The following is a 19,935-nucleotide window of genomic DNA, read 5'->3' on the forward strand; positions in this document are numbered from 1 at the left end:
TCTCCACAGAGTTATCCACAGATCTTCTGTCTTTTCCTCAGGTGTGGATGACGCTGTGGATAACTCATGGGGAGAGCTTGCGGAGCCGGACTACTTCCACTGCGTGGAGACGCCGAATCCTGCCGCAATGAAGCCGAATCCGACCACAATGTTCCAATTTCCGAGGGCTTCGATCGGAAGCTGGGTCTCGGACAGATAGAAAACGACGATCCACGCCAGGCCGACCAAGAAGAACGCCAGCATGACCGGGGCGACCCAGTTGCGGTTCGTCAGCTTGATCGACTGCGGCGTCCGCGTGGGGGGCGGCGTGTAGTCGTCCTTCTTGCGGATACGTGACTTCGGCACGAGGGGCTCTCCTGTCGATGGGCTGGGGACCTGGCCTGCCCCGGGCGTCCGTTAGCGTAGTGGACCTGTGGCGTTGAAGGAGAAGGGTACGTTGAGCAATTCCGACGACTCCTCCGCGGGTCCCCGTCGCCGTGCCAGACCGGTCCGGCTGCTCACGGCCGCCGTTTTCGCTCTCGCCGGCTTGATCTTCGTCACCAGCTTCAACACCTCCAAGGGTACGAACATCCGGACGGACGCCTCCCTCCTCAAGCTGTCCGACCTGATCCAGGAGCGCAGCCAGAACAATCTGGAGCTGGAGAAGAGCACCGCCACCGCACGCGGCGAGGTCGACGCGCTCGCCGACCGCGACAACGGGAGCACCAAGGCCGAGGACGCCAAGCTGGCCGCCCTGCGCGCCGCCTCCGGCACCGAGGAGCTCTCCGGCAAGGGCCTGACGGTGACCCTGAACGACGCGCCCCCCAACGCCACGGCGCGCATCCCCAACGTGCCCGAGCCGCAGCCCAACGACCTGGTGATCCACCAGCAGGACCTCCAGGCCGTGGTCAACGCCCTGTGGCAGGGCGGAGCCCAGGGCATCCAGGTCATGGACCAGCGGCTGATCTCCACCAGCGCCGTGCGCTGCGTGGGCAACACCCTGATCCTCCAGGGCCGGGTCTACTCGCCCCCGTACAAGGTGTCGGCCGTCGGCGACCCCGGCGCCCTGAAGAAGGCCCTCGCGGCCTCCCCGGCGCTGCAGAACTACCAGCTGTACGTGAACGCGTACGGCCTCGGCTGGAAAGTGGACGAGCACAAGGCGCTGACACTTCCGGGCTACTCCGGCACAGTGGACCTCCACTATGCGAAGCCGCTGGAGTCCGCGACCCCGTGACGTCGACGTGCCGCGCCTGCTGGTACGGACGTTCAGCGAGGTGTGTCTGACCGCGGGCTCGCTCATCGTGCTCTTCGTGGCCTACGTCCTGCTGTGGACCGGGGTCAAGGCCGACCAGGCCATGGACGGGGAGATGGCCCGCATGCGCGACCGCTGGTCCGCGGCGCCCGCGGCCGCCCCGCTGCCCGCGCCGTCGAAGGCCCCGGCCGGGCCCGAGACCGCCGCGTACCCGCCGGGCCGGGCCTTCGCCGAGATGTACGTCCCGCGCTTCGGGCCCGACTGGAACAAGCCGGTCCTGGAGGGCACGGGCACGGAGCTGCTGAAGAAGGGCCTGGGCCACTACGCCGGCACGGCCCGGCTCGGCGGCACCGGGAACTTCGCGGTGGCGGGCCACCGGCGCACGTACGGGGACCCCTTCAAGGACATCCCCAAGCTGCGCCCCGGCGACCTCGTCATCCTCAAGGACGCCGCCGGCTGGTACACGTACACCGTCCGCGCCGACGTGCTGCGCACCCTCCCCACGGAGGTCGGCGTCGTCGATCCGGTGCCGGCCCGGTCGCCCTTCACCGGGCCGGGCAAGTACCTGACGCTGACCACCTGCGACCCGGAATGGGGCCACAGCCACCGGCTCGTGGTCTGGGCCGAACTGACCGGTATGCGGACCCTCGCCCAGGGCTCACCGGAGGGTTTGGCAAGGTGACCCTCCGCGCCGGGCGGGTGGCTTTAGGCTGTGGACGTACCGCCCCTGCGGTGCGTTGAACGATCGTGGACGAAAAGGACACAGGCGGCATGTACGGCTGGATCTGGCGGCATTTGCCGGGCAACGCGTGGGTACGCGTCGCGATCTCCCTCGTGCTGGTGCTCGCGGTGGTGTTCGTGCTGTTCCAGTACGTCTTCCCGTGGGCCGAGCCGCTGCTTCCGTTCAACGATGTGACGGTGGACGAGGGATCGGGAGCGACTCCGTGAGCGCGCGCATTCTGGTTGTCGACAATTACGACAGCTTTGTCTTCAACCTGGTCCAGTACCTCTATCAGCTCGGCGCCGAGTGCGAGGTGCTGCGCAACGACGAGGTCGAGCTCGCCCACGCCCAGGACGGCTTCGACGGCGTCCTGCTGTCCCCGGGCCCCGGCACGCCGGAAGAAGCCGGCGTCTGTGTGGACATGGTCCGCCACTGCGCTGACACGGGCGTACCGGTCTTCGGCGTCTGCCTCGGCATGCAGTCGATGGCCGTCGCCTACGGGGGCGTGGTCGGCCGGGCTCCGGAACTGCTGCACGGCAAGACCTCTCCGGTGGTCCACGAGGGCCTCGGCGTCTTCGAGGGACTGCCCTCGCCGTTCACCGCGACCCGCTACCACTCCCTCGCGGCCGAGCCGCCGACCCTCCCGGACACCCTCGAGGTCACGGCGCGGACCGAGGACGGGATCATCATGGGCCTGCGCCACCGCGAGCACGACGTCGAGGGCGTGCAGTTCCACCCCGAGTCCGTGCTGACCGAGTGGGGCCACCGGATGCTCGCGAACTGGCTGGTGCGCTGCGGTGACGCGGGCGCGGTGGAGCGCTCGGTGGGGCTCGCCCCGGTGGTGGGCAAGGCCGTCGCGTGACGGCGCTCGCGCCGTCCGCGCCCACCGAGGGCCGGGCAGCGCGACGCAGGGCGGCGCAGGAGGCCGAGAAACGCGCGCGCACGCGAGGCGGGGGCCGCGGCCAGAGCCGGGGACAGGGCCGTGGTCGGGGCCGGCGGCGCAGGCGCCCGGCGTCGGGCGGGCCGGTCGTGGTCCTCAGCAGGCTCGCGGGGGAGCTGTTCATCACGCTGGGCGTGGTGATGCTCCTCTTCGTCGGCTACCAGCTCTGGTACACGAACTACCTGGCGGGCCGGACGGCCGACAACGCCGCCGGCTCCCTCCTCCAGAACTGGGACCGCGATCCGGCCGGGTCGGCCGCCCCGCCGGTTGCGGCGGCGTTCGAGCCGGGCCAGGGCTTCGCGATCCTGTACATCCCGAAGCTGGACGTGAAGGTGCCGGTCGCGGAGGGCACGAACAAGGCCAAGGTCCTCGACAAGGGCATGGTCGGCCACTACGGCGAAGGGCCGCTCGCGACCGGGATGCCGGCCGATCCCCAGGGCAACTTCGCCCTGGCGGGCCACCGGAACACGCACGGCGAACCGTTCCGCTACATCAACCGGCTGGTGCCCGGCGACAAGATCGTGGTGGAGACCCGGGACGCGTACTACACGTACGAGATGACCTCGCAGCTCGCGCAGACCCCGCCGTCGAACGTGTCGGTCATCAAGCCGGTGCCCGTCGGATCGGGCTTCACTTCCCCGGGCCGGTACATCACGCTGACCACCTGCACCCCGGAGTTCACCAGCACCTACCGGATGATCGTATGGGGCAGGATGACCGCTGAACGCCCCCGCAGCCAGGGTGCTCCGCCCGAGCTGAACAGCCCGTAGAGGATCCGCAGTGTCACGTGTCGCACCGCCCCCGCGCCGCAGCGCCCTCGCGGGGTTCCTGAGCCTGCTGGGCGAGCTCCTGATCACGGTGGGCCTGGTGCTCGGGCTGTTCGTGGCGTACTCCCTGTGGTGGACGAACGTCCTCGCGGACCGGGACGCCTCGGCGCGCGGGGACGCGGTGCGCCAGCAATGGGACCGGGCGCCCTCGCAGGCGGCGTCCGCGGCGCCGGGAGCGCTGGACACCCAGGGCGGGCTCGGCTTCCTGCACGTGCCGGCGATGAAGAACGGCGAGGTGCTGGTCAAACGGGGCACCGACGCGGAGGTCCTGAACGACGGGGTCGCGGGCTACTACACGGAGCCGGTGAAGTCGGCGCTCCCGGGGGACCCGGCGGGCGGCAACTTCGCGCTGGCGGCGCACCGCGACGGGCACGGGGCCAAGTTCCACAACATCGACAAGCTGAAGAGCGGCGACGCGATCGTCTTCGAGACCCGCGACACCTGGTACGTGTACAAGGTCTTCGCCGACCTCGCCCAGACCTCGAAGTACAACGTGGACGCGATCAGCCCGATCCCCAAGGAATCCGGCCGCACGGCGCCCGGCCGCTACATCACCCTGACGACCTGCACCCCCGTGTACACCTCGAAGTACCGCTACATCGTGTGGGGCGAACTGGTCCGCGCGGAAAAGGTGGACGCGAAGCGGACGCCTCCGGCGGAGCTGCGCTGAAAGGGACAGCCCGTCCCTTTCGAAGTCACCGCAGCACCTGGAGCCGCACTCCGGCGCTCCAGGCCTCCAGAAGCCCCCTGTGGACGGCCGTGACGCCCCCCTGAGTGGCGATGGCCAGGGCCTCGCGCGTGAAGGCGCAGGTGGCCACGTAGAGGGCCACGTCGGCCCGCCGCAGCACTTTGGCGGCACCCAGAAACTTCTGCATCTCGCCACTGAGCACGTGGCGGAAGGGCGCGAAGTTCTTGCACTGGACGGCGACCGTCCGCCCGTCGGCGGTGCGGGCGCTGATGTCGACGCCACGGTCGCCGCCGTGGCCGCCGTACACCTCGACGTCGGTGCACCCGTCGCGACGCAGCAGGCCGGCGACGTGGTGCTCGAACTCCTTCCATGTCATGGCGTCGATGGTTCCGATCAATCCGGTGAGGGCCTTTACGTCCTGGCCCCGCTGGAGGCGGCTGAGCTGGAGATCGTGCTCGACGAGACGCTGCTGGATCTGCCTGACGTCTTCCCGGAGGGAGATCAGCTCGTGGCGCTGTTCGCCGGCTGTCTCGATCAGGACGTTCAGCATCGGCACGACGGTCTTGCCGAGCACGTCGGTGATGCGGTTGTCGATCCGCTCGTCGAGCTCGTCCCAACTAGCCCTGTGGACAAGGTTATCCACAGGGCCGGGGCGGACCTCGGTCTCGGCGTCGAGGAGGTACGTACGCACGTGACGTGCGACTTTGCTGTCTCGGAGCAGCATGCCCGCATTCAGCACCGCCCGTCGGGACCACAGGGCGATGGCCGCAGCGCGGGTGTTGAGCCCACTGACCTCCTTGAAGGAGGTCAGTTCTGGACCTGTCAGAACCTGATAACCGTTGACCCTGAGTTCGTCTCGGTGATCGATCACCAGAGATTCGAGGGTCTTGATACCGACCTCGAAATAGGCCGCCACCATCGCCGTCGTGACATGCAGCCCGTCCGGCAGCAGTGACAGCGTCTTCACCTTGTCCAGCACTTCCGTCCGCTCCAGGACGCTCGTGCGCAGGGTCCTGGACTCCAGCAGCACCGATTCGTTGATCATGACCCGTCCCTCCCGGGCGGGCTCTGCTGCCCACCCCCGTCCGGGCTAACGAATTTCGTACATATGAAGACACGTACGAAAAATGGGTCCGGCCTCTCTCGTGGAGAGGGGCCGGACCCGGGTGTGCTCGGTGGTGCGGGGCTAGTTGCCGCCGAGGCCTCCGAAGAAGCCGCCGCCGTCGTTGCCGCCGTTCTGCTGGTTGTCGGGGACCGTGTTCACGTTGATCACCGCGTTGGGGTCCACCGGGCTGCCGGCCGGCGGGTCCGTGCTCAGGATCCTCGCCTTGCCGTCCGAGGAGCCCGACAGGACGGATCCGAAGATCAGGCCCTTGGAGGCGAGCTCGGCCCTGGCCTGGTTGATGGTCCGGCCGACCAGGTTCGGGACCTGGAGCTGCTTGATCTCCTTGGCGATGGAGATGTTGACCGTCGCGCCGACCTCGGCCTCGCTGCTGGGGGCGGGGTCCTGGCTGACGACCGTCTTGGGGGCCGTGCCGGCGGGCGCGTCCACCTCCGTCTGGCTGCCGAGCTTCAGCTTGGCGTCGTTGAGGAGCTTGATCGCTTCCTCGCGGGTCTTGCCGGTCAGGTTCGGGACGGTGACCTTGGAGACTTCCTTGGCGACCGTCACGGTGATCGTCGAGCCCTTCTCGGCCTCGCCGCTCTTCGGGCTCTGATCGATGACCGTGCCGGCGGGGCGCCTGGACTCTTCCAGCTTCTTGTCGATCTGGAAGCCCTTTTCCTGGAGCGCCTTCTCCGCGTCGGCGATCGCCAGGTTGACGACGTTCGGGACGAGGACCTTGGGCGCGCCCGTGGAGACCTTCACCTTGACGACGAAGTTCTTGGCGACCTTGGTGCCTTCGGCGGGGTCCTGCTCGCAGATGCTGCCCTTGGGGGCGGCGTCGCAGGGCATTTCCCCGACCTGTTCGACGCCGATGCCGACGTTGGTGCCGTTGGCCTTGGCCGCTTCGAGGGTCTCGCCGATGAACTTGGGCACCGTGGGCCGGTTGTCGGCCTTGGTCTCGAAGAGGGCGCGTCCGATGAGGATCGCGCCGACCAGGACGAGGATGCCGGCGGTGACCAGCAGGATCGTGGAGGCCTTGCTCTTCTTCTGCGGACGCCGGCCGCGGCCGCCCTGGTCGTAGCCGCCCTGGTCCGGGTACCCGGGGCCCCCGTATCCGCCGTCGCCCGGGGACATCGGCGGGAGCATGGAGGTCTGGTTCGGGTCGGTGGTGCGCAGGGCGGTGGTGGGCTGGTCGTAGCCCTGGTGTCCGTAGCCGTGCCCCTGGTCGGGGTAGCCGTAGCCGGCGGCGCCCATGGAGGCGGTGGCGGCGACGGGCTGGCCGTCGAGGCAGGCCTCGATGTCGGCGCGCATCTCGTCGGCTGACTGGTAGCGGTAGTCGGCGTCCTTGACCAGCGCCTTCAACACGATCGCGTCCATCTCGGGCGTGATCTCGGAGTCGAAGTTCGACGGGGGCTGGGGCTCTTCCCGTACGTGTTGGTAGGCGACGGCGACCGGGGAGTCGCCGATGAACGGCGGCCGGACGGCGAGGAGCTCGTACAGCAGGCAGCCGGCCGAGTAGAGGTCGGAGCGCGCGTCGACCTGCTCGCCCCTGGCCTGCTCCGGGGAGAGGTACTGGGCGGTGCCGATGACGGCGGCGGTCTGCGTCATGGTCATGCCGGAGTCGCCCATGGCGCGGGCGATGCCGAAGTCCATGACCTTGACCTGGCCGGAGCGGGTCAGCATGACGTTGGCGGGCTTGATGTCGCGGTGCACGATGCCGGCGCGGTGCGAGTACTCCAGCGCCTGGAGGATCCCGATGCACATCTCCAGGGTGCGCTCGGGCAGCAGCTTGCGGCCGGAGTGCAGGAGCTCGCGCAGGGTCGAGCCGTCGACGTACTCCATCACGATGTACGGGATGGAGATGTTGTCGACGTAGTCCTCGCCGGTGTCGTACACGGCGACGATCGCCGGGTGGTTGAGCGATGCGGCCGACTGGGCCTCGCGGCGGAACCTGGCCTGGAAGGACGGGTCACGAGCGAGGTCGGCGCGCAGGGTCTTGACGGCGACGGTACGGCCGAGCCGGGTGTCGTGGGCGAGGTAGACCTCGGCCATGCCACCGCGGCCGAGCACGTGGCTCAGCTCGTACCGGCCGCCGAGGCGACGCGGCTCTTCCATAACGTTGCAGCCCTCTCCGTCAGTCCCGACCGCACCCGTGTGTGGTCCGGCGGTGTGCTGTTCGCGCAAAGGCTACCGGCCGATCGCCGGTGATCGGTTCGTGACCACAGGCTGATACCGGACCGGTACCCTACGCTCCGATCCGGGCGGGAACGGTGTCCCGGATCACAGAATTGTCGCCCCGTGCGCTTCTCGCGTGACGGTCGGCCCCACCCGTCACTGCTTGTTGCTCTTGAGCACGGCCTGCATGACGGCCTTGGCGACGGGGGCGGCGAGGCCGGCGCCGGAGATGTCCTCGCGGTCCGCGCTGCTGTCCTCGATGACGACGGCGACCGCGACCGGGGAGCTGCCGTCGGGGTTCTGGGCGTAGGAGATGAACCAGGCGTACGGGCGCTTCTTGTTGCCCTCGCCGTGCTGGGCGGTGCCGGTCTTGCCGCCGACGGTCGTGCCGGGGATCCGGGCGGAGCGGCCGGTGCCGTTCGGGTTCTCGACGACGTTGACCATCATCGCCCGGACCTTCTCCGCGTTCTCGGGGGAGAGGGGACGGCTCATTTCCTCCGGCTCGTGCTTCTCGACGATGTCGAGGCCGGGCGATTCCAGCTGGCTGATCATGTACGGCTTCATCAGCTTGCCGTTGTTGGCGATGGCGGCGGTGACCATGGCCATCTGCAGCGGGGTGGCGGCGGTGTTGAACTGGCCGATCGAGCTGAGCGCGTTGCCGTCCTTGCCCATCGTCTTGTCGTAGACGCTGGGGTAGGCGCGGACCGGGGTGTCGATCTTGCCGTTGTTGAAGCCGAACTTCTCGGCGGTCTTCACCATGTTGTCCCGCCCCACCTTGTTGCCCATGTTGGCGAAGACGGAGTTGCAGGAGACCTGGAGGGCGTAGTTGAGGGTGGCCTTGCCGCAGCCCTGGGCGTGGTTGACCATCTCGGTCTTGGTGCCCGGGAGGATGTACGGGTCCTCGGTGTCGGTCGGCGCGTTGATGTCCGTGACGACGCCGTGCTCCAGGGCAGCGGCGGCCGTGACCACCTTGAAGGTGGAGCCGGGCGGGTAGGTCTCGCGCAGGGCGCGGTTGACGAGCTTCTTGTCCTCGCTGTCCTTGAGCTCGACCCAAGCCTTCTCGTCGGTCTTCGCGTTGCCGGCGAAGGCGCTGGGGTCGTACGAGGGGGTGCTGACCAGGGCGAGGATCGCGCCGGAGCGGGGGTCGATCGCGGCGACGGCGCCCTTCTTGTCGCCGAGCTGCTTGAAGGCGGCTTCCTGCGCGGCCGCGTTCAGCGTCGTGACGACGTTGCCGCCCTGCTTCTTCTCGCCGGTGAACATGCCGATGGTGCGGTCGAAGAAGAGCCGGTCGTCGTTGCCGGTGAGGATGCCGTCCTCGAGGGATTCGAGCTGGGTGGAGCCGAAGGCCTGCGACGCGTAGCCGGTCACCGGGGCCCAGAGGGGACCGTTGAGGTAGGTCCGCTTGTACTTGTAGTCGCTGCCGTCGGTGACCACGGAACCCGTGACCGGCTTGCCCTCGACGATGATGTTGCCGCGCTCGGTGGCGTACTGGGCGATCTGGACCCGGCGGTTCTCCTTGCGGGTGCTCAGGTCCTCGGCCTTGACGTACTGCAGCCAGTTGGTCCGCACGAGCAGTGCCAGGACGAGCAGCCCGCAGAAGATCGAGATGCGGCGCAGGGGCTTGTTCATGACGGGCGGACCACCTGGGTCATCTCGGAGTCGGGGGACGGAGCCGGGGCCGGGGCAGGGCGGCGTGCGGTGTCGCTGATCCGGATGAGGACGGCGATGAGGATCCAGTTCGCGAGGACGGACGAGCCGCCGGCCGCGAGGAAGGGCATGGTCATGCCGGTCAGGGGGATGAGGCCCATGACGCCGCCGGCGACCACGAAGACCTGGAGCGCGAAGGCGCCGGAGAGGCCGATCGCGAAGAGCTTGCCGAAGGGGTCGCGGGCGGCCAGTGCGGTGCGCACGCCCCGCTCGATGATCAGGCCGTAGAGCAGCAGGAAGGCCATGACGCCGGTGAGGCCGAGCTCCTCGCCGACCGTGGCGAAGACGAAGTCGGAGTTGGCGGCGAACAGGATGAGGTCGGAGTGGCCCTGTCCCCAGCCGGTACCGAGGACCCCGCCGGAGCCGAAGCTCATGATCGACTGGGCGATCTGCTCGCAGGCTCCGGCGTCGTTGCCCATGCGTGCCCAGCAGCCGAAGGGGTCCTGCCAGGCGCTGATGCGGGCTCCGACATGGCTGGAGAAGCCGGCGACCACGACGGCGCCGCCGACCGACATCAGCAGGCCGATGACGATCCAGCTGGTCCGCTCGGTGGCCACGTACAGCATGATCACGAACATGCCGAAGAACAGCAGTGAGGAGCCGAGGTCGTTCTCGAAGATCAGGATGAGCAGGCTCACGGCCCAGATCGCCAGGATCGGTCCGAGGTCGCGGCCGCGCGGCAGGTAGAGGCCCATGAACCGGCGGGAAGCCAGGGCCAGGGCGTCGCGCTTGACCATCAGGTAGCCGGCGAAGAACACCGCGAGGACGATCTTCGCGAACTCTCCGGGCTGGATGGAGAAACCGGCGACGCGGATCCAGATCTTGGCGCCGAAGACGTCGGCGCCGAGGCCGGGGACGAGCGGCAGGAGGAGCAGCACCAGGGCCGCGGCCATCGAGATGTACGTGAACCGCTGCAGGATGCGGTGGTCCTTGAGGAACAGCAGCACGCCGGCGAACAGGGCGATGCCGAGTGCCGTGTACATCATCTGCCGGGGCGCGGATTCGGAGAAGGCGCCGAAGGACCGCTTCGCCAGGTTCTGCAGGCGCTCGGACTGGTCGAGGCGCCAGATCAGGACGAGGCCGAGACCGTTGAGGAGCGTGGCGATCGGCAGCAGCAGCGGGTCGGCGTACTTGGCGTAGCGCCGCACGACGAAGTGGGCGATGCCCGCCAGGGCGCCGAGGCCGAGTCCGTAGGTGAACATGCCCGGAGGCAGGTCGCCGTCGATCGACAGGCCCGTGTTGGCGTAGGCGAACATCGTGATGACCACGGCGAAGGCGAGCAGCAGGAGCTCGGTGTTCCGCCGGCTCGGCAGCTCGATGGCGCCGATGGTGGTCGTGTTGGTGACAACGCTCATGGTGTGGCGGGCCCCCTGTGCCCGCGTATGTCTACTGCTTCTCGCACTGGCCGGCGACCTGCTGCTCGGCGGCAGTCAGGACGGGGCCGGGTGTCTGGTTGCCCGCCGCTTCGGCCGCGCGGCGCTCCTCGTCCTTCTTGCACGCGGAGGCCTGGGTGCCGAGTTCGTCGATCTTCGTACGGGCCGCGTCGAGGCTGGTTTCGCTGATCGTGTCCACGACCTGCTTGCGCTTGAAGGACGGCAGGTACTTCAGTTCGATGTCGGGGCGGTCGGTCTCCACCTTGGAGAGCTCCAGCGGGCCCAGCTTCTGGCTGATCCCGCGGAACAGTGCCACGTGCTCGTCCTTGACCCCGACGTAGAACTGCGTCTGGGTCCAGCGGTAGCCCGCGTACAGTCCGCCGCCGATGACACCGAGGACCACGAGCAGCGTGAGCGTGCGCGTGGTCCACTTGCGGCCCTTGCCGCGGCGCCTGCGCGGGTGGTCGTACGTGTCCTCGTACCCGGAGTCGCCGTCGTACTGGTCGGGCTCGCCGAAGCTGCCGTAGGCGTCGGCTCCGCCGCCCTGTCCCTGGGCGCCGTAACCGCCGTAACCCGGGGCCTCGCCGCTGCCGGGAGGCCCGAAGGAGCCTGCGGGCGGGGGGCTCTGGCGGCCGAGCCCGGAGGCGCGGCCGGCCGGGGTCTGCATGGCGTTGCCGCCGTCGAAGAGCTGGTGCTGCTGGTTCTCGGCGACCGCGCCGACGACGACCGGGGTGTCGTTGACCTGCGCGGCCAGGGTGTCGTTGCTGTCGGTGTCGAGGACGTCGGCCACGATGCAGGTGATGTTGTCGGGGCCGCCGCCGCGCAGCGCGAGCTGGATGAGCGAGGCCACGGTCTCACGGGGGCCGTGGTAGTCGGCGAGGGTCTCTTCCAGGGTCTGGTGGGAGACCACGCCGGAGAGTCCGTCGGAGCAGATCAGGTAGCGGTCGCCGACCCGGACCTCGCGGATGGAGAGGTCGGGCTCGACGATGTCGCCGCTGCCCAGGGCTCTCATCAGCAGGGAGCGCTGCGGGTGGGTGGTGGCTTCCTCTTCGGTGATCCGGCCCTCGTCGACGAGGCGCTGCACCCAGGTGTGGTCCTGGGTGATCTGCGTGAGGACGCCGTCGCGCAGCAGGTAGGCGCGGGAGTCGCCGACGTGGACCAGGCCGAGGCGCTGGCCCGTCCACAGGAGGGCGGTGAGCGTGGTGCCCATGCCCTCCAGCTGGGGGTCCTCCTCGACCATGACGCGCAGCTGGTCGTTGGCGCGCTGCACCGCGGTGCTGAGCGCGGTGAGCATGTCGGAGCCCGGGACGTCGTCGTCGAGCTGCACGAGGGCGGAGATCACCTCTGAGCTGGCGACCTCACCGGCGGCCTGGCCGCCCATGCCGTCGGCGATCGCGAGGAGACGGGGGCCGGCGTAGCCGGAGTCCTCGTTGCCCTCCCGGATCATGCCCTTGTGCGATCCGGCGGCGAACCGCAGGGACAGACTCATGCGCACCTGCCCTGTCGACGACGATGCCTCGGGATACAACCGGTCTCGAGCCACACTGCCCACCCTCCGGCCTGGAGCGCGCGCGGGTCCGTGTCCCCGGTGGGACGGACCGCTGCGGCTCGCTCGCTCCGCTCGCTCATTCTCGTACTACTTCCGCAGCTCGATGACGGTCTTGCCGATGCGGATCGGGGCGCCCGGCGGAATGGGCGTCGGGGTGGTCAGCCGGGTCCGGTCGAGATACGTGCCGTTGGTGGACCCGAGATCCTCGACGATCCACTGGCCGTCACGGTCGGGGTAGATCCTGGCATGCCGGCTGGAGGCGTAGTCGTCGTCCAGCACGATCGTCGAGTCGTGGGCCCGGCCCAAGGTGATCGTCTGGCCTGCGAGGGCCACCGTGGTGCCCGTGAGGGTGCCCTCGGAGACGACGAGTTTGGTCGGCGCACCGCGGCGCTGGCGCTGCTGTGGTGGAGCAGCGGCCTGGCGGCCCTGCTGCGCCGGGGCGCCGGAAGCGCCCCCGCCGCGGCGGGAACCGCGTTGGGTGACTCTCGTACCGAAGAGATCACTGCGGATGACCTGAACGGCCACGATGACGAACAGCCACAGAACGGCCAGGAAACCCAACCGCATGACCGTCAGGGTCAGCTCTGACATTGCCCCCGCTTCACCCTTCGGCTTGCCGGTAAATGATGGTGGTGCTGCCCACGACGATCCGTGAACCGTCGCGGAGCGTAGCGCGGGTGGTGTGCTGCCCGTCCACCACGATGCCGTTGGTGGACCCGAGATCCTGGATCGTCGAGGGCGTTCCGGTCCGGATCTCACAGTGCCGGCGCGATACGCCGGGATCGTCGATCCGCACGTCGGCCTCGGTGCTTCGGCCGAGTACGAGCGTAGGGCGCGAGATCTGATGACGGGTGCCGTTGATCTCGATCCAGTGGCGCCTGACGGCGCCTCCGGAGGGTACGGGGGCCGGTCCGCCGGGACCGCCCGCGGCCGGCCTGCGTGCGCCGGGTCCGCCCGGGGGCGGACCCGCGGGCATGGGCGGCGGTGAGGCCGGGGGGTACCCGTAGCCGCCGGGCTGGGCCGGGGGGGCTTGGTGGCCCTGACCCTGGCCCGGACCGGGCTGGCCGGGGGACTGGGAGGTGCTGGAGGCGAGCGTGCGGCTGCGGACCCGGTAGAGCCCGGTGTCCAGGTCGTCTGCCTTCTCCAGCTGGACCTTGATGGGGCCCATGAAGCTGTAGCGCTGCTGCTTGGCGTAGTCGCGGACGAGGCCCGCGAGCTCGTCGCCGAGCTGGCCCGAGTAGGGGCTCAGGCGCTCGTAGTCGCCCGTGCTCAGCTCCACGATGAAGTCGTTGGGGACGACGGTGCGCTCGCGGTTCCAGATGGTGGCGTTGTTGTCGCACTCGCGCTGGAGGGCGCCCGCGATCTCCACCGGCTGGACCTCGGACTTGAACACCTTGGCGAAGGTGCCGTTCACCAGACCTTCGAGTCGCTGCTCGAACCGCTTCAGGACTCCCATGGGGCACCTCCTCCGTCGTTGTCGCCCTGTACTGCTTACTGATCGTATCCACGCGTGGCGGATTCGGGTGGTTCCCCATCGGTCACGTGCGCATGAGTGTTGGTCCTCACAAGCGATCGTAGGGGCGCCCCGAGGACAGTGTCCCGCACCGGCGGCCGAGTGCGGGAGGGGCGGTCGTCGACGGGCGTCGGGAGAGCACGAAAAGCGATGTGAATCCAGCCCCTCCGACGTGCTAATGTTCCGATGTCGCCAGGGGAACGGCCCGCAAGGGAAGAACCGCTGGTAGTCACTTTGCGCGAGTGGCGGAACGGCAGACGCGCTGGCTTCAGGTGCCAGTGTCCTTCGGGACGTGGGGGTTCAAATCCCCCCTCGCGCACAGATCGAAGAGCCCCCGCTCCGGAGAAATCCGGAGCGGGGGCTCTTTCGTCGTGCCCGGGGGCCACCGGCCCGGGGGCGGCGGCCGGAGGACGTCCGGGATGCGGACGCGGGCGTGACGAGGGTCTCGGGGGGATCGCGGGATCTGGGGCTCGGGTGCGGATGGGGCCTGGCGGTCCGGCGGGAAGCGTGAGGGAACCGTGGGCGTTGCGTGCGGGAATTCAATCCCGCATAAAAGCCCGGCAATTCACGGACGCGGCGGACGCCGGAGGGTGCTCGTGCCCGCCACCACGGCCCTGATGGGCACGTGGGCGTGGTGGGCACCGGCGCCGCCGGCCCGCTGGTGGTTCCGCTACGGCTTCCGGGAGTCCGCGGCCGGGGAGCGTACGGGGCCTGCGGCGCGGGCGGACTGCGCCGGGAGACTTTCGTAGCGGGGGGACGCGACCAAAGAGGGCAGCCGGGTGGTGGTCCGGTGTCTAGGGTCGGCCGGGTGGATGTGACGGCGAGGGCGCGTGCGGGATGGGACTGGGTGAAGGGGCCCGAGCCCTGGACCCGGCGGATGCTGGCGGGGGACCTGGCGCTGGCCGGGGTGCTCGCGCTGCTCGGGATCGGGGTCGAGGAGCTGGACAAGGGCTCCGCGGCGCGGATGCTGGCCAGCGCCGTGACCGTGGTGGTGCTCACCCTGCTGCGGCGGCGGCTGCCGGTGTCCACGCTCGTGGTCGGCTCGGCGGTGGGCGTCTACCTGCCGGGGGCCTTCCTCGTGGCGATCCCGCTCGGCTGGTCGGCGGGGCGGCGCATCGTCGGCGTCGGCCGGGCGCTCGGCGCCTTCACCTCGGCCTTCGCCCTGGCCGTGTCCCTCAGCGTGGTCAAGGAGGCGTCGCAGGGCCGTGCGGTGCTGGTCGTCGTCTTCAGCGCCCTGATGTTCCTGGCCATGGTGGTCATGCCCGGTCTGGCCAGCCGCTACTGGTCCCAGCGCCATACGCTGCTGCGCGCCCTCCAGGAGCGCAACGCCCAGCTGCTGCGCGAGCGGGCGATGGTCGCGGGCCAGGCCCGGCTGCGCGAACGCCAGCGCATCGCCCAGGACATGCACGACAGTCTCGGCCACCAACTCGCCCTGATCTCGGTGCACACCGGTGCGCTGGAGGTCGATCCGGTCCTGACCGACCGGCAGCGCGAGGCGGTGGGCGTCCTGCGCCAGGCCTCGGTCGCCGCCATGCACGAGCTGCGCGAGGTCGTCGGCATCCTGCGGGACGGGGTGGAGGCGCCCCTGCCGGTCGAGGAGGCACAGCCCGCCGCGCGCGGGGTGGCGGGCATCGCCGGGATCGTGGAATCGGCGCGGAGCGCGGGGACGGACGTACGGCTCACCACCGCCGGGCAGCCCAGGCCGCTGGTCGCGGCGTGCGACCACGCGGCGTACCGGATCGCGCAGGAGGCGCTGACCAACGCCTACAAGCACGCGCCGGGCGCGCTCATCACGGTGGAACTGCGCTACGAGGACGACTCCCTCGTGGTGGAGATCGCCAACGGCCCGGCGGCCGGTCCGGGCGCCGGCGAGGTGGTGTCCGGCGGGCAGGGGCTGACCGGACTGCGCGAACGGGCCCGGCTGGTCGGCGGCATGGTCTACGCGGGGACCGTCGAGGGCGGCGGGTTCCGGGTGGCCGGGGTGCTCCCGTACGGGACCGAGCCGGCCGGAGCCGAGGAGGCGGGCGCGGGCGGGGTCGCCGACGACTTCGGACAGCAACTGCAGGCCAGGAACCTGGGCGCGGCTGTCGGCGCGGGCGGCGGGCCGGTGGACTGGGACGCGATCGACCGGAAGCTGCTCAGCGGGAGCGGTCGGGCCGGGGGCGTGACGCTGGGCTGCGGGATCGCGGTCGCGGCCGTCGTGGTGCTGCTGATCGTGATCGGGGCCGCGGTGGCGCTGCTGGTGGGCTCGGTGGGCGATGCGATGCTCGGCAAGGCCGAGTACGACGCCGTCCACGTGGGCGACGCGGAGGAGGCGGTACGTTCGCAGCTGCCCAGCGGGGACAGCATCCTGACCGAGGGGCTGGACCGGAAGGGGCCGCCGCGTCCGCAGGGCGCGGCCTGCCTGGTCTTCCTGGCGGACGACGACACCGACTTGGGCAGCGACAGCGTTTTCCGGTTCTGCTTCAAGGACGGCAAGCTCGTCGACAAGCAGGCGTACCAGGCCAAGCAGTAGGAGCAGGGGTGACAGCCAAGGTGATCCGTGTGGTGATCGCTGACGACGAACCGCTGATCCGGGCCGGGATCAGGATGATCCTGACCTCGGCGGCGGACATCGAGGTCGTCGCCGAGGCGGCGAACGGCCGGGAGGCGGTGGAACTGGCCCGGGCACACGGCCCGGACGTGGTGCTGCTGGACATCCAGATGCCGGTGATGGACGGGCTGACGGCACTGGCCGAGCTCGGGCGGGCGGTGCCCGAGGTGCGGGCGCTGATCCTGACCACCTTCGGGGAGAAGGAGAACGTGCTCCGGGCGCTGAGCGGCGGCGGCGCGGGCTTCCTGTTGAAGGACTCGGCGCCCGGCGAACTCATCGGCGCCGTACGGGCGGCCGCGGCGGGGGACGCGTACCTGTCCCCGGCGGCGACCCGGCACGTGGTGGACCAGATCGCGTCCGGCCGGACGGCCGGCCGCGAGGAGGAGGCGCGGCGCCGGGTGGCCGAACTGAGCGAGCGCGAGCGCGGGGTACTGGCGCTGCTCGGGGAGGGGTTGTCGAACGCGGACGCGGGGCGCCGGCTGCACATGAGCGAGGCCACGGTGAAGACGTACGTCAGCCGGATCCTGGCGAAACTGGAATGCGAGAACCGCGTACAGGCGGCCCTGCTGGCCAGGGACGCCGGGCTGTAGGTACGGTCGGGCCGAAATCCGATGGCGATCAGGGGGCGGGGCGCATGACGGCGGTAGCGCAGGAGCACGGCGTGGGACCGGAGTCGAAGGTACGGATACCGGCGGTCGAGGGGTTCGCTCCGCGGGCCGGATCTCCTGCCGTTTCCCCCTCCGTGTCTCCCCGGGCGGCGGGCAAGGCGCTGCGCGTGAGGGTGCCCCGGTCGGCGCACGCGCTCTTCGAGGCCCCGGCCGACCGTCCGGACGCGGTGCGTGCGGTCGAGGAGTCCAACGTCGGGCGGGTCGCCGAACTCGCGCCGATACGGACCGGCCGGATGGCCGCCAACCCCTTCGCGTTCCTGCGCGGTTCGGCCGGGCTGATGGCGCACGACCTTTCCGGCGGTCCCGTGACCGGGATCGGCGCGCAGATCTGCGGAGACGCGCACGCGGCCAACTTCGGCCTGTACGGGGACGCGCGCGGCCGGCTGGTCATCGACCTCAACGACTTCGACGAGACCGTCTTCGGCCCGTGGGAGTGGGACCTCAAGCGGCTGGCCACCTCGCTGGTCCTGGCCGGCCGGGTGGCCGGTGCGGACGAGGACACCTGCCGGGCGGCCGCGCACGACGCGGCGGGCGCCTACCGGCGCACGATGCGCCTGCTGGCCAAACTGCCGGCCCTCGACGCGTGGAACGCCATCGCGGACGAGGAACTGGTCTCGCACACCGACGCCCGAGACCTGCTGGGCACGCTGGAACGGGTCTCGGAGAAGGCCCGCAACAACACCTCCGCCCGGTTCGCGGCCAAGTCCACCGAGCCGACGTCCGACGGGGGCCGGGCCTTCGTGGACGCGCTGCCCGTGCTGCGCCGGGTCGGGGACGGGGAAGCGGCGGCGGTGGCGGCCGCGCTGGGCCCGTACCTGGAAACCCTCCAGGGCGACCGGCTGCCGCTGCTGGCCCGGTACGCGATCCACGACGTGGCCTTCCGGGTGGTGGGCACGGGCAGCGTCGGCACCCGCTCGTACGTGGTGCTGCTGCTGGACCACCGGGGTGAGGCGTTGGTCCTCCAGGTGAAGGAGGCCAGGCCCTCCGCACTGCTGCCGCACCTGCCCGGGCTCGGCTTCGTCTCCCCGCCGGAGGAGCACGAGGGCCACCGGGTGGTGGCGGGGCAGAAGCGGATGCAGGTGGTCTCCGACATCCTGCTGGGCTGGACGACGGTGGAGGGGCGGCCCTTCCAGGTACGCCAGTTCCGCAACCGCAAGGGCAGCGTGGACCCGGCGGCGCTGGCCGCCGACCAGTTCGACGACTACGGGCGGATGACCGGAGCCCTGCTGGCGCGGGCGCACGCGCACAGCGCGGATCCGCGGCTGCTGGCCGGGTACTGCGGCAAGAGCGACGAGCTGGACGAGGCCATCGCGGGCTTCGCCGTGGCCTACGCCGACCGGAGCGAGGCCGACCACGCGGTGCTGGTGGAGGCGGTGCGGTCCGGGCGGATCGCGGCGGAGTCCGGGGTCTGAGCGGCCGGCGGCCGAGCCCGCGCGCGGGATGTTTCACGTGAAACCGGTCGATGTTTCACGTGAAACACCCGGGCCCGAGGGCCTTAGGCTGGCCGGGTGAGCGAGCAGACTGTTCCCGAAGAGTCCGAGCCCGGCTCCGGCCCCGGCCCCGCTGCCGACGAGCGGCCCGAGGCGCGCCTGGAGCGCGCCGTGCGGGCCGCCGAGCAGGCACTGATCGAGTTCGAGATCGCGGTGGAGACCTTCCGTGTGGAGGTGGAGAACTTCTCCCGTCTGCACCACCAGAAGCTCGGACCGATGTACTCGCGGCTCGACGAGCTGGACGCCCTGATCGCCGAGGCGAAGGCTGCCAAGAGCGGGGACGCGGAGGACCTGCGCCGTGCGCGCGAGGCCCGCTCGCTGGTGATGCCGATGCCCGGGGTGGACGAGCTGTTCCACGACTGGCTGGACGCGGACGGGATGTCCGACGACGCCTCCGCGATGCTCACGGACCGCGCCGTGCGGCCGCCGGAGCGGGTGCGCCCCTCGGAGGAGGTGCGCCGTCTCTACCGCGAGCTGGTCCGCAAGGCGCATCCCGATCTGGCCCAGGACGAGGCCGAGCGCGAGCGGCGCGACGAGTTCATCGCGCGGGTCAACGCGGCCTACGGACGCGGCGAGGAGCAGGTGCTGCGCGAGCTGGCGCAGGAGTGGGCGGAAGGCCCGGCACCGGCCGAGCAGCGGCTGAGCGAGAGCGAGGAGCTGTACGAGCGCCTGGAATGGCTCTCGCGCCGCAAGGAGCTGTTGTCGGTGGTGGCCCGGGACCTGGAGGAGAGCGCCATCGGGTCGATGCTGCGGATGGCTCCGGAGGACCCGGACCGGCTGCTGGAGGAGATCGCCGAGCAGCTGCTCGGCGACGTCGAGAAGCGTGAGGCGGAGCTGGCGGCCCTCGCCGCCGAGTGAGGCCCGGGGCAGGACCCCGGTCGGGCTCCGGCCGGGCTCCGGCCGGGCCCGGCCGAGGGTGAAGCCGTCGCGGGCGGGTCGGCAGGCCGGGTCGGATAGGTTGGCTCAGCTATCCGTGACGAGAGAAGGCGACAGACATGAACTCCGGACCGCTTCCCTCGGTGGCCGCCTCCGCGCTGCCCTCCGAAGCCTTTGTCCTCGACGTTCGCGAGAACGACGAATGGGCGGCCGGCCATGCCGAGGGTGCGCTGCACATCCCGATGAGCGAGTTCGTGGCGCGCATCGGTGAGCTGACCGAGAAGATCGAGGACGAGCGCCCGGTCTACGTGATGTGCCGGGTCGGCGGGCGCTCCGCCCAGGTGGCCCAGTACCTGCGGGGTCAGGACATCGACGCCGTGAACGTGGCCGGCGGCATGCAGGACTGGGAGGCCGCGGGCCGCCCGGTCGTCACCGACGCGGGCACCCCGGGCTTCGTCGTCTGAGACCCCGGGGCCCCTGCG

At 70.4% G+C, this 19,935-nt stretch carries 18 protein-coding genes, 1 tRNA gene and 1 pseudogene; 12 read left to right on the forward strand and 8 right to left on the reverse strand.

Features of this window, described 5'->3' with window-relative positions:
* Positions 1-90: 90 nt before the first annotated feature.
* Complete coding sequence (gene crgA, locus ACFYYB_RS29305; RefSeq protein WP_250738676.1) at positions 91-345, reverse strand: cell division protein CrgA; 255 nt, start codon at positions 343-345, stop codon at positions 91-93.
* 91 nt (positions 346-436) lie between these two features.
* Here crgA and ACFYYB_RS29310 point away from each other — a divergent pair, with 91 nt between their 5' ends.
* From ACFYYB_RS29310 to ACFYYB_RS29335, 6 genes and pseudogenes are all read left to right on the forward strand, one after another.
* The gene (locus ACFYYB_RS29310) at positions 437-1,213 is read left to right on the forward strand and encodes a DUF881 domain-containing protein (RefSeq protein ID WP_327305721.1); all 777 of its coding nucleotides are present in this window, start codon (positions 437-439) and stop codon (positions 1,211-1,213) included.
* Positions 1,182-1,913 carry a class E sortase gene (locus ACFYYB_RS29315; protein WP_389438762.1) on the forward strand — a complete coding sequence of 244 codons (732 nt, stop codon included), beginning with the start codon at positions 1,182-1,184 and terminating at the stop codon, positions 1,911-1,913. The genes ACFYYB_RS29310 and ACFYYB_RS29315 overlap by 32 nt, the downstream gene beginning before the upstream one ends.
* A 65-nt stretch (positions 1,914-1,978) precedes the next feature.
* Positions 1,979-2,179: a hypothetical protein gene (locus ACFYYB_RS29320; RefSeq protein WP_266960486.1), complete on the forward strand. Its 201-nt coding sequence runs from the start codon at positions 1,979-1,981 to the stop codon at positions 2,177-2,179.
* Complete coding sequence (locus ACFYYB_RS29325) at positions 2,176-2,814, forward strand: aminodeoxychorismate/anthranilate synthase component II (protein ID WP_254382122.1); 639 nt, start codon at positions 2,176-2,178, stop codon at positions 2,812-2,814. The genes ACFYYB_RS29320 and ACFYYB_RS29325 overlap by 4 nt, the downstream gene beginning before the upstream one ends.
* Before the next feature lie 167 nt (positions 2,815-2,981).
* Positions 2,982-3,662: pseudogene (locus ACFYYB_RS29330) on the forward strand (class E sortase); the annotation flags it as partial.
* Positions 3,663-3,672: 10 nt separating this feature from the next.
* A complete protein-coding gene (locus tag ACFYYB_RS29335) occupies positions 3,673-4,389 on the forward strand; it encodes a class E sortase (RefSeq protein WP_389438766.1) in 717 nt (238 codons plus the stop codon).
* Positions 4,390-4,414: 25 nt separating this feature from the next.
* Here the strand turns inward: ACFYYB_RS29335 and ACFYYB_RS29340 are convergent, their stop codons facing one another.
* From ACFYYB_RS29340 to ACFYYB_RS29370, 7 genes are all read right to left on the reverse strand, one after another.
* Positions 4,415-5,452: a restriction endonuclease gene (locus tag ACFYYB_RS29340; RefSeq protein WP_389438769.1), complete on the reverse strand. Its 1,038-nt coding sequence runs from the start codon at positions 5,450-5,452 to the stop codon at positions 4,415-4,417.
* Positions 5,453-5,593: 141 nt separating this feature from the next.
* Complete coding sequence (gene pknB / locus ACFYYB_RS29345; protein WP_389438771.1) at positions 5,594-7,624, reverse strand: Stk1 family PASTA domain-containing Ser/Thr kinase; 2,031 nt, start codon at positions 7,622-7,624, stop codon at positions 5,594-5,596.
* 216 nt (positions 7,625-7,840) lie between these two features.
* Positions 7,841-9,313 (reverse strand): peptidoglycan D,D-transpeptidase FtsI family protein, encoded by a 1,473-nt coding sequence (locus ACFYYB_RS29350; protein WP_389438773.1) that lies wholly within the window; start codon positions 9,311-9,313, stop codon positions 7,841-7,843.
* The gene (locus tag ACFYYB_RS29355) at positions 9,310-10,746 is read right to left on the reverse strand and encodes an FtsW/RodA/SpoVE family cell cycle protein (RefSeq protein WP_389438775.1); all 1,437 of its coding nucleotides are present in this window, start codon (positions 10,744-10,746) and stop codon (positions 9,310-9,312) included. The genes ACFYYB_RS29350 and ACFYYB_RS29355 overlap by 4 nt, the downstream gene beginning before the upstream one ends.
* A 31-nt stretch (positions 10,747-10,777) precedes the next feature.
* Positions 10,778-12,253, reverse strand: coding sequence for a PP2C family protein-serine/threonine phosphatase (locus tag ACFYYB_RS29360; RefSeq protein WP_389438777.1), 1,476 nt, complete (start codon positions 12,251-12,253; stop codon positions 10,778-10,780).
* A 147-nt stretch (positions 12,254-12,400) separates the two neighbouring features.
* Positions 12,401-12,904, reverse strand: coding sequence for an FHA domain-containing protein (locus ACFYYB_RS29365; RefSeq protein ID WP_327305713.1), 504 nt, complete (start codon positions 12,902-12,904; stop codon positions 12,401-12,403).
* A 10-nt stretch (positions 12,905-12,914) separates the two neighbouring features.
* A complete protein-coding gene (locus tag ACFYYB_RS29370; protein WP_389438780.1) occupies positions 12,915-13,769 on the reverse strand; it encodes an FhaA domain-containing protein in 855 nt (284 codons plus the stop codon).
* 293 nt (positions 13,770-14,062) lie between these two features.
* On the opposite strand from ACFYYB_RS29370, the gene ACFYYB_RS29375 reads away from it, so the two are divergent.
* From ACFYYB_RS29375 to ACFYYB_RS29400, 6 genes are all read left to right on the forward strand, one after another.
* Positions 14,063-14,145, forward strand: a tRNA-Leu gene (locus tag ACFYYB_RS29375).
* A gap of 558 nt (positions 14,146-14,703) precedes the next feature.
* Complete coding sequence (locus tag ACFYYB_RS29380) at positions 14,704-16,341, forward strand: sensor histidine kinase (protein ID WP_389439028.1); 1,638 nt, start codon at positions 14,704-14,706, stop codon at positions 16,339-16,341.
* An 8-nt stretch (positions 16,342-16,349) separates the two neighbouring features.
* Complete coding sequence (locus ACFYYB_RS29385; RefSeq protein ID WP_389438782.1) at positions 16,350-17,009, forward strand: response regulator; 660 nt, start codon at positions 16,350-16,352, stop codon at positions 17,007-17,009.
* Positions 17,010-17,053: 44 nt separating this feature from the next.
* Entirely contained in the window at positions 17,054-18,499 is a 1,446-nt protein-coding gene (locus ACFYYB_RS29390) for a DUF2252 domain-containing protein (protein WP_389438784.1), read from the forward strand.
* A 96-nt stretch (positions 18,500-18,595) separates the two neighbouring features.
* Positions 18,596-19,435 carry a J domain-containing protein gene (locus ACFYYB_RS29395; protein ID WP_389438786.1) on the forward strand — a complete coding sequence of 280 codons (840 nt, stop codon included), beginning with the start codon at positions 18,596-18,598 and terminating at the stop codon, positions 19,433-19,435.
* Positions 19,436-19,572: 137 nt separating this feature from the next.
* Positions 19,573-19,917 (forward strand): rhodanese-like domain-containing protein, encoded by a 345-nt coding sequence (locus tag ACFYYB_RS29400; protein WP_250738739.1) that lies wholly within the window; start codon positions 19,573-19,575, stop codon positions 19,915-19,917.
* Positions 19,918-19,935 lie beyond the last annotated feature (18 nt).

The sequence above is a fragment of the Streptomyces sp. NPDC002886 genome, from assembly GCF_042888445.1.
Lineage (GTDB): Bacteria > Actinomycetota > Actinomycetes > Streptomycetales > Streptomycetaceae > Streptomyces.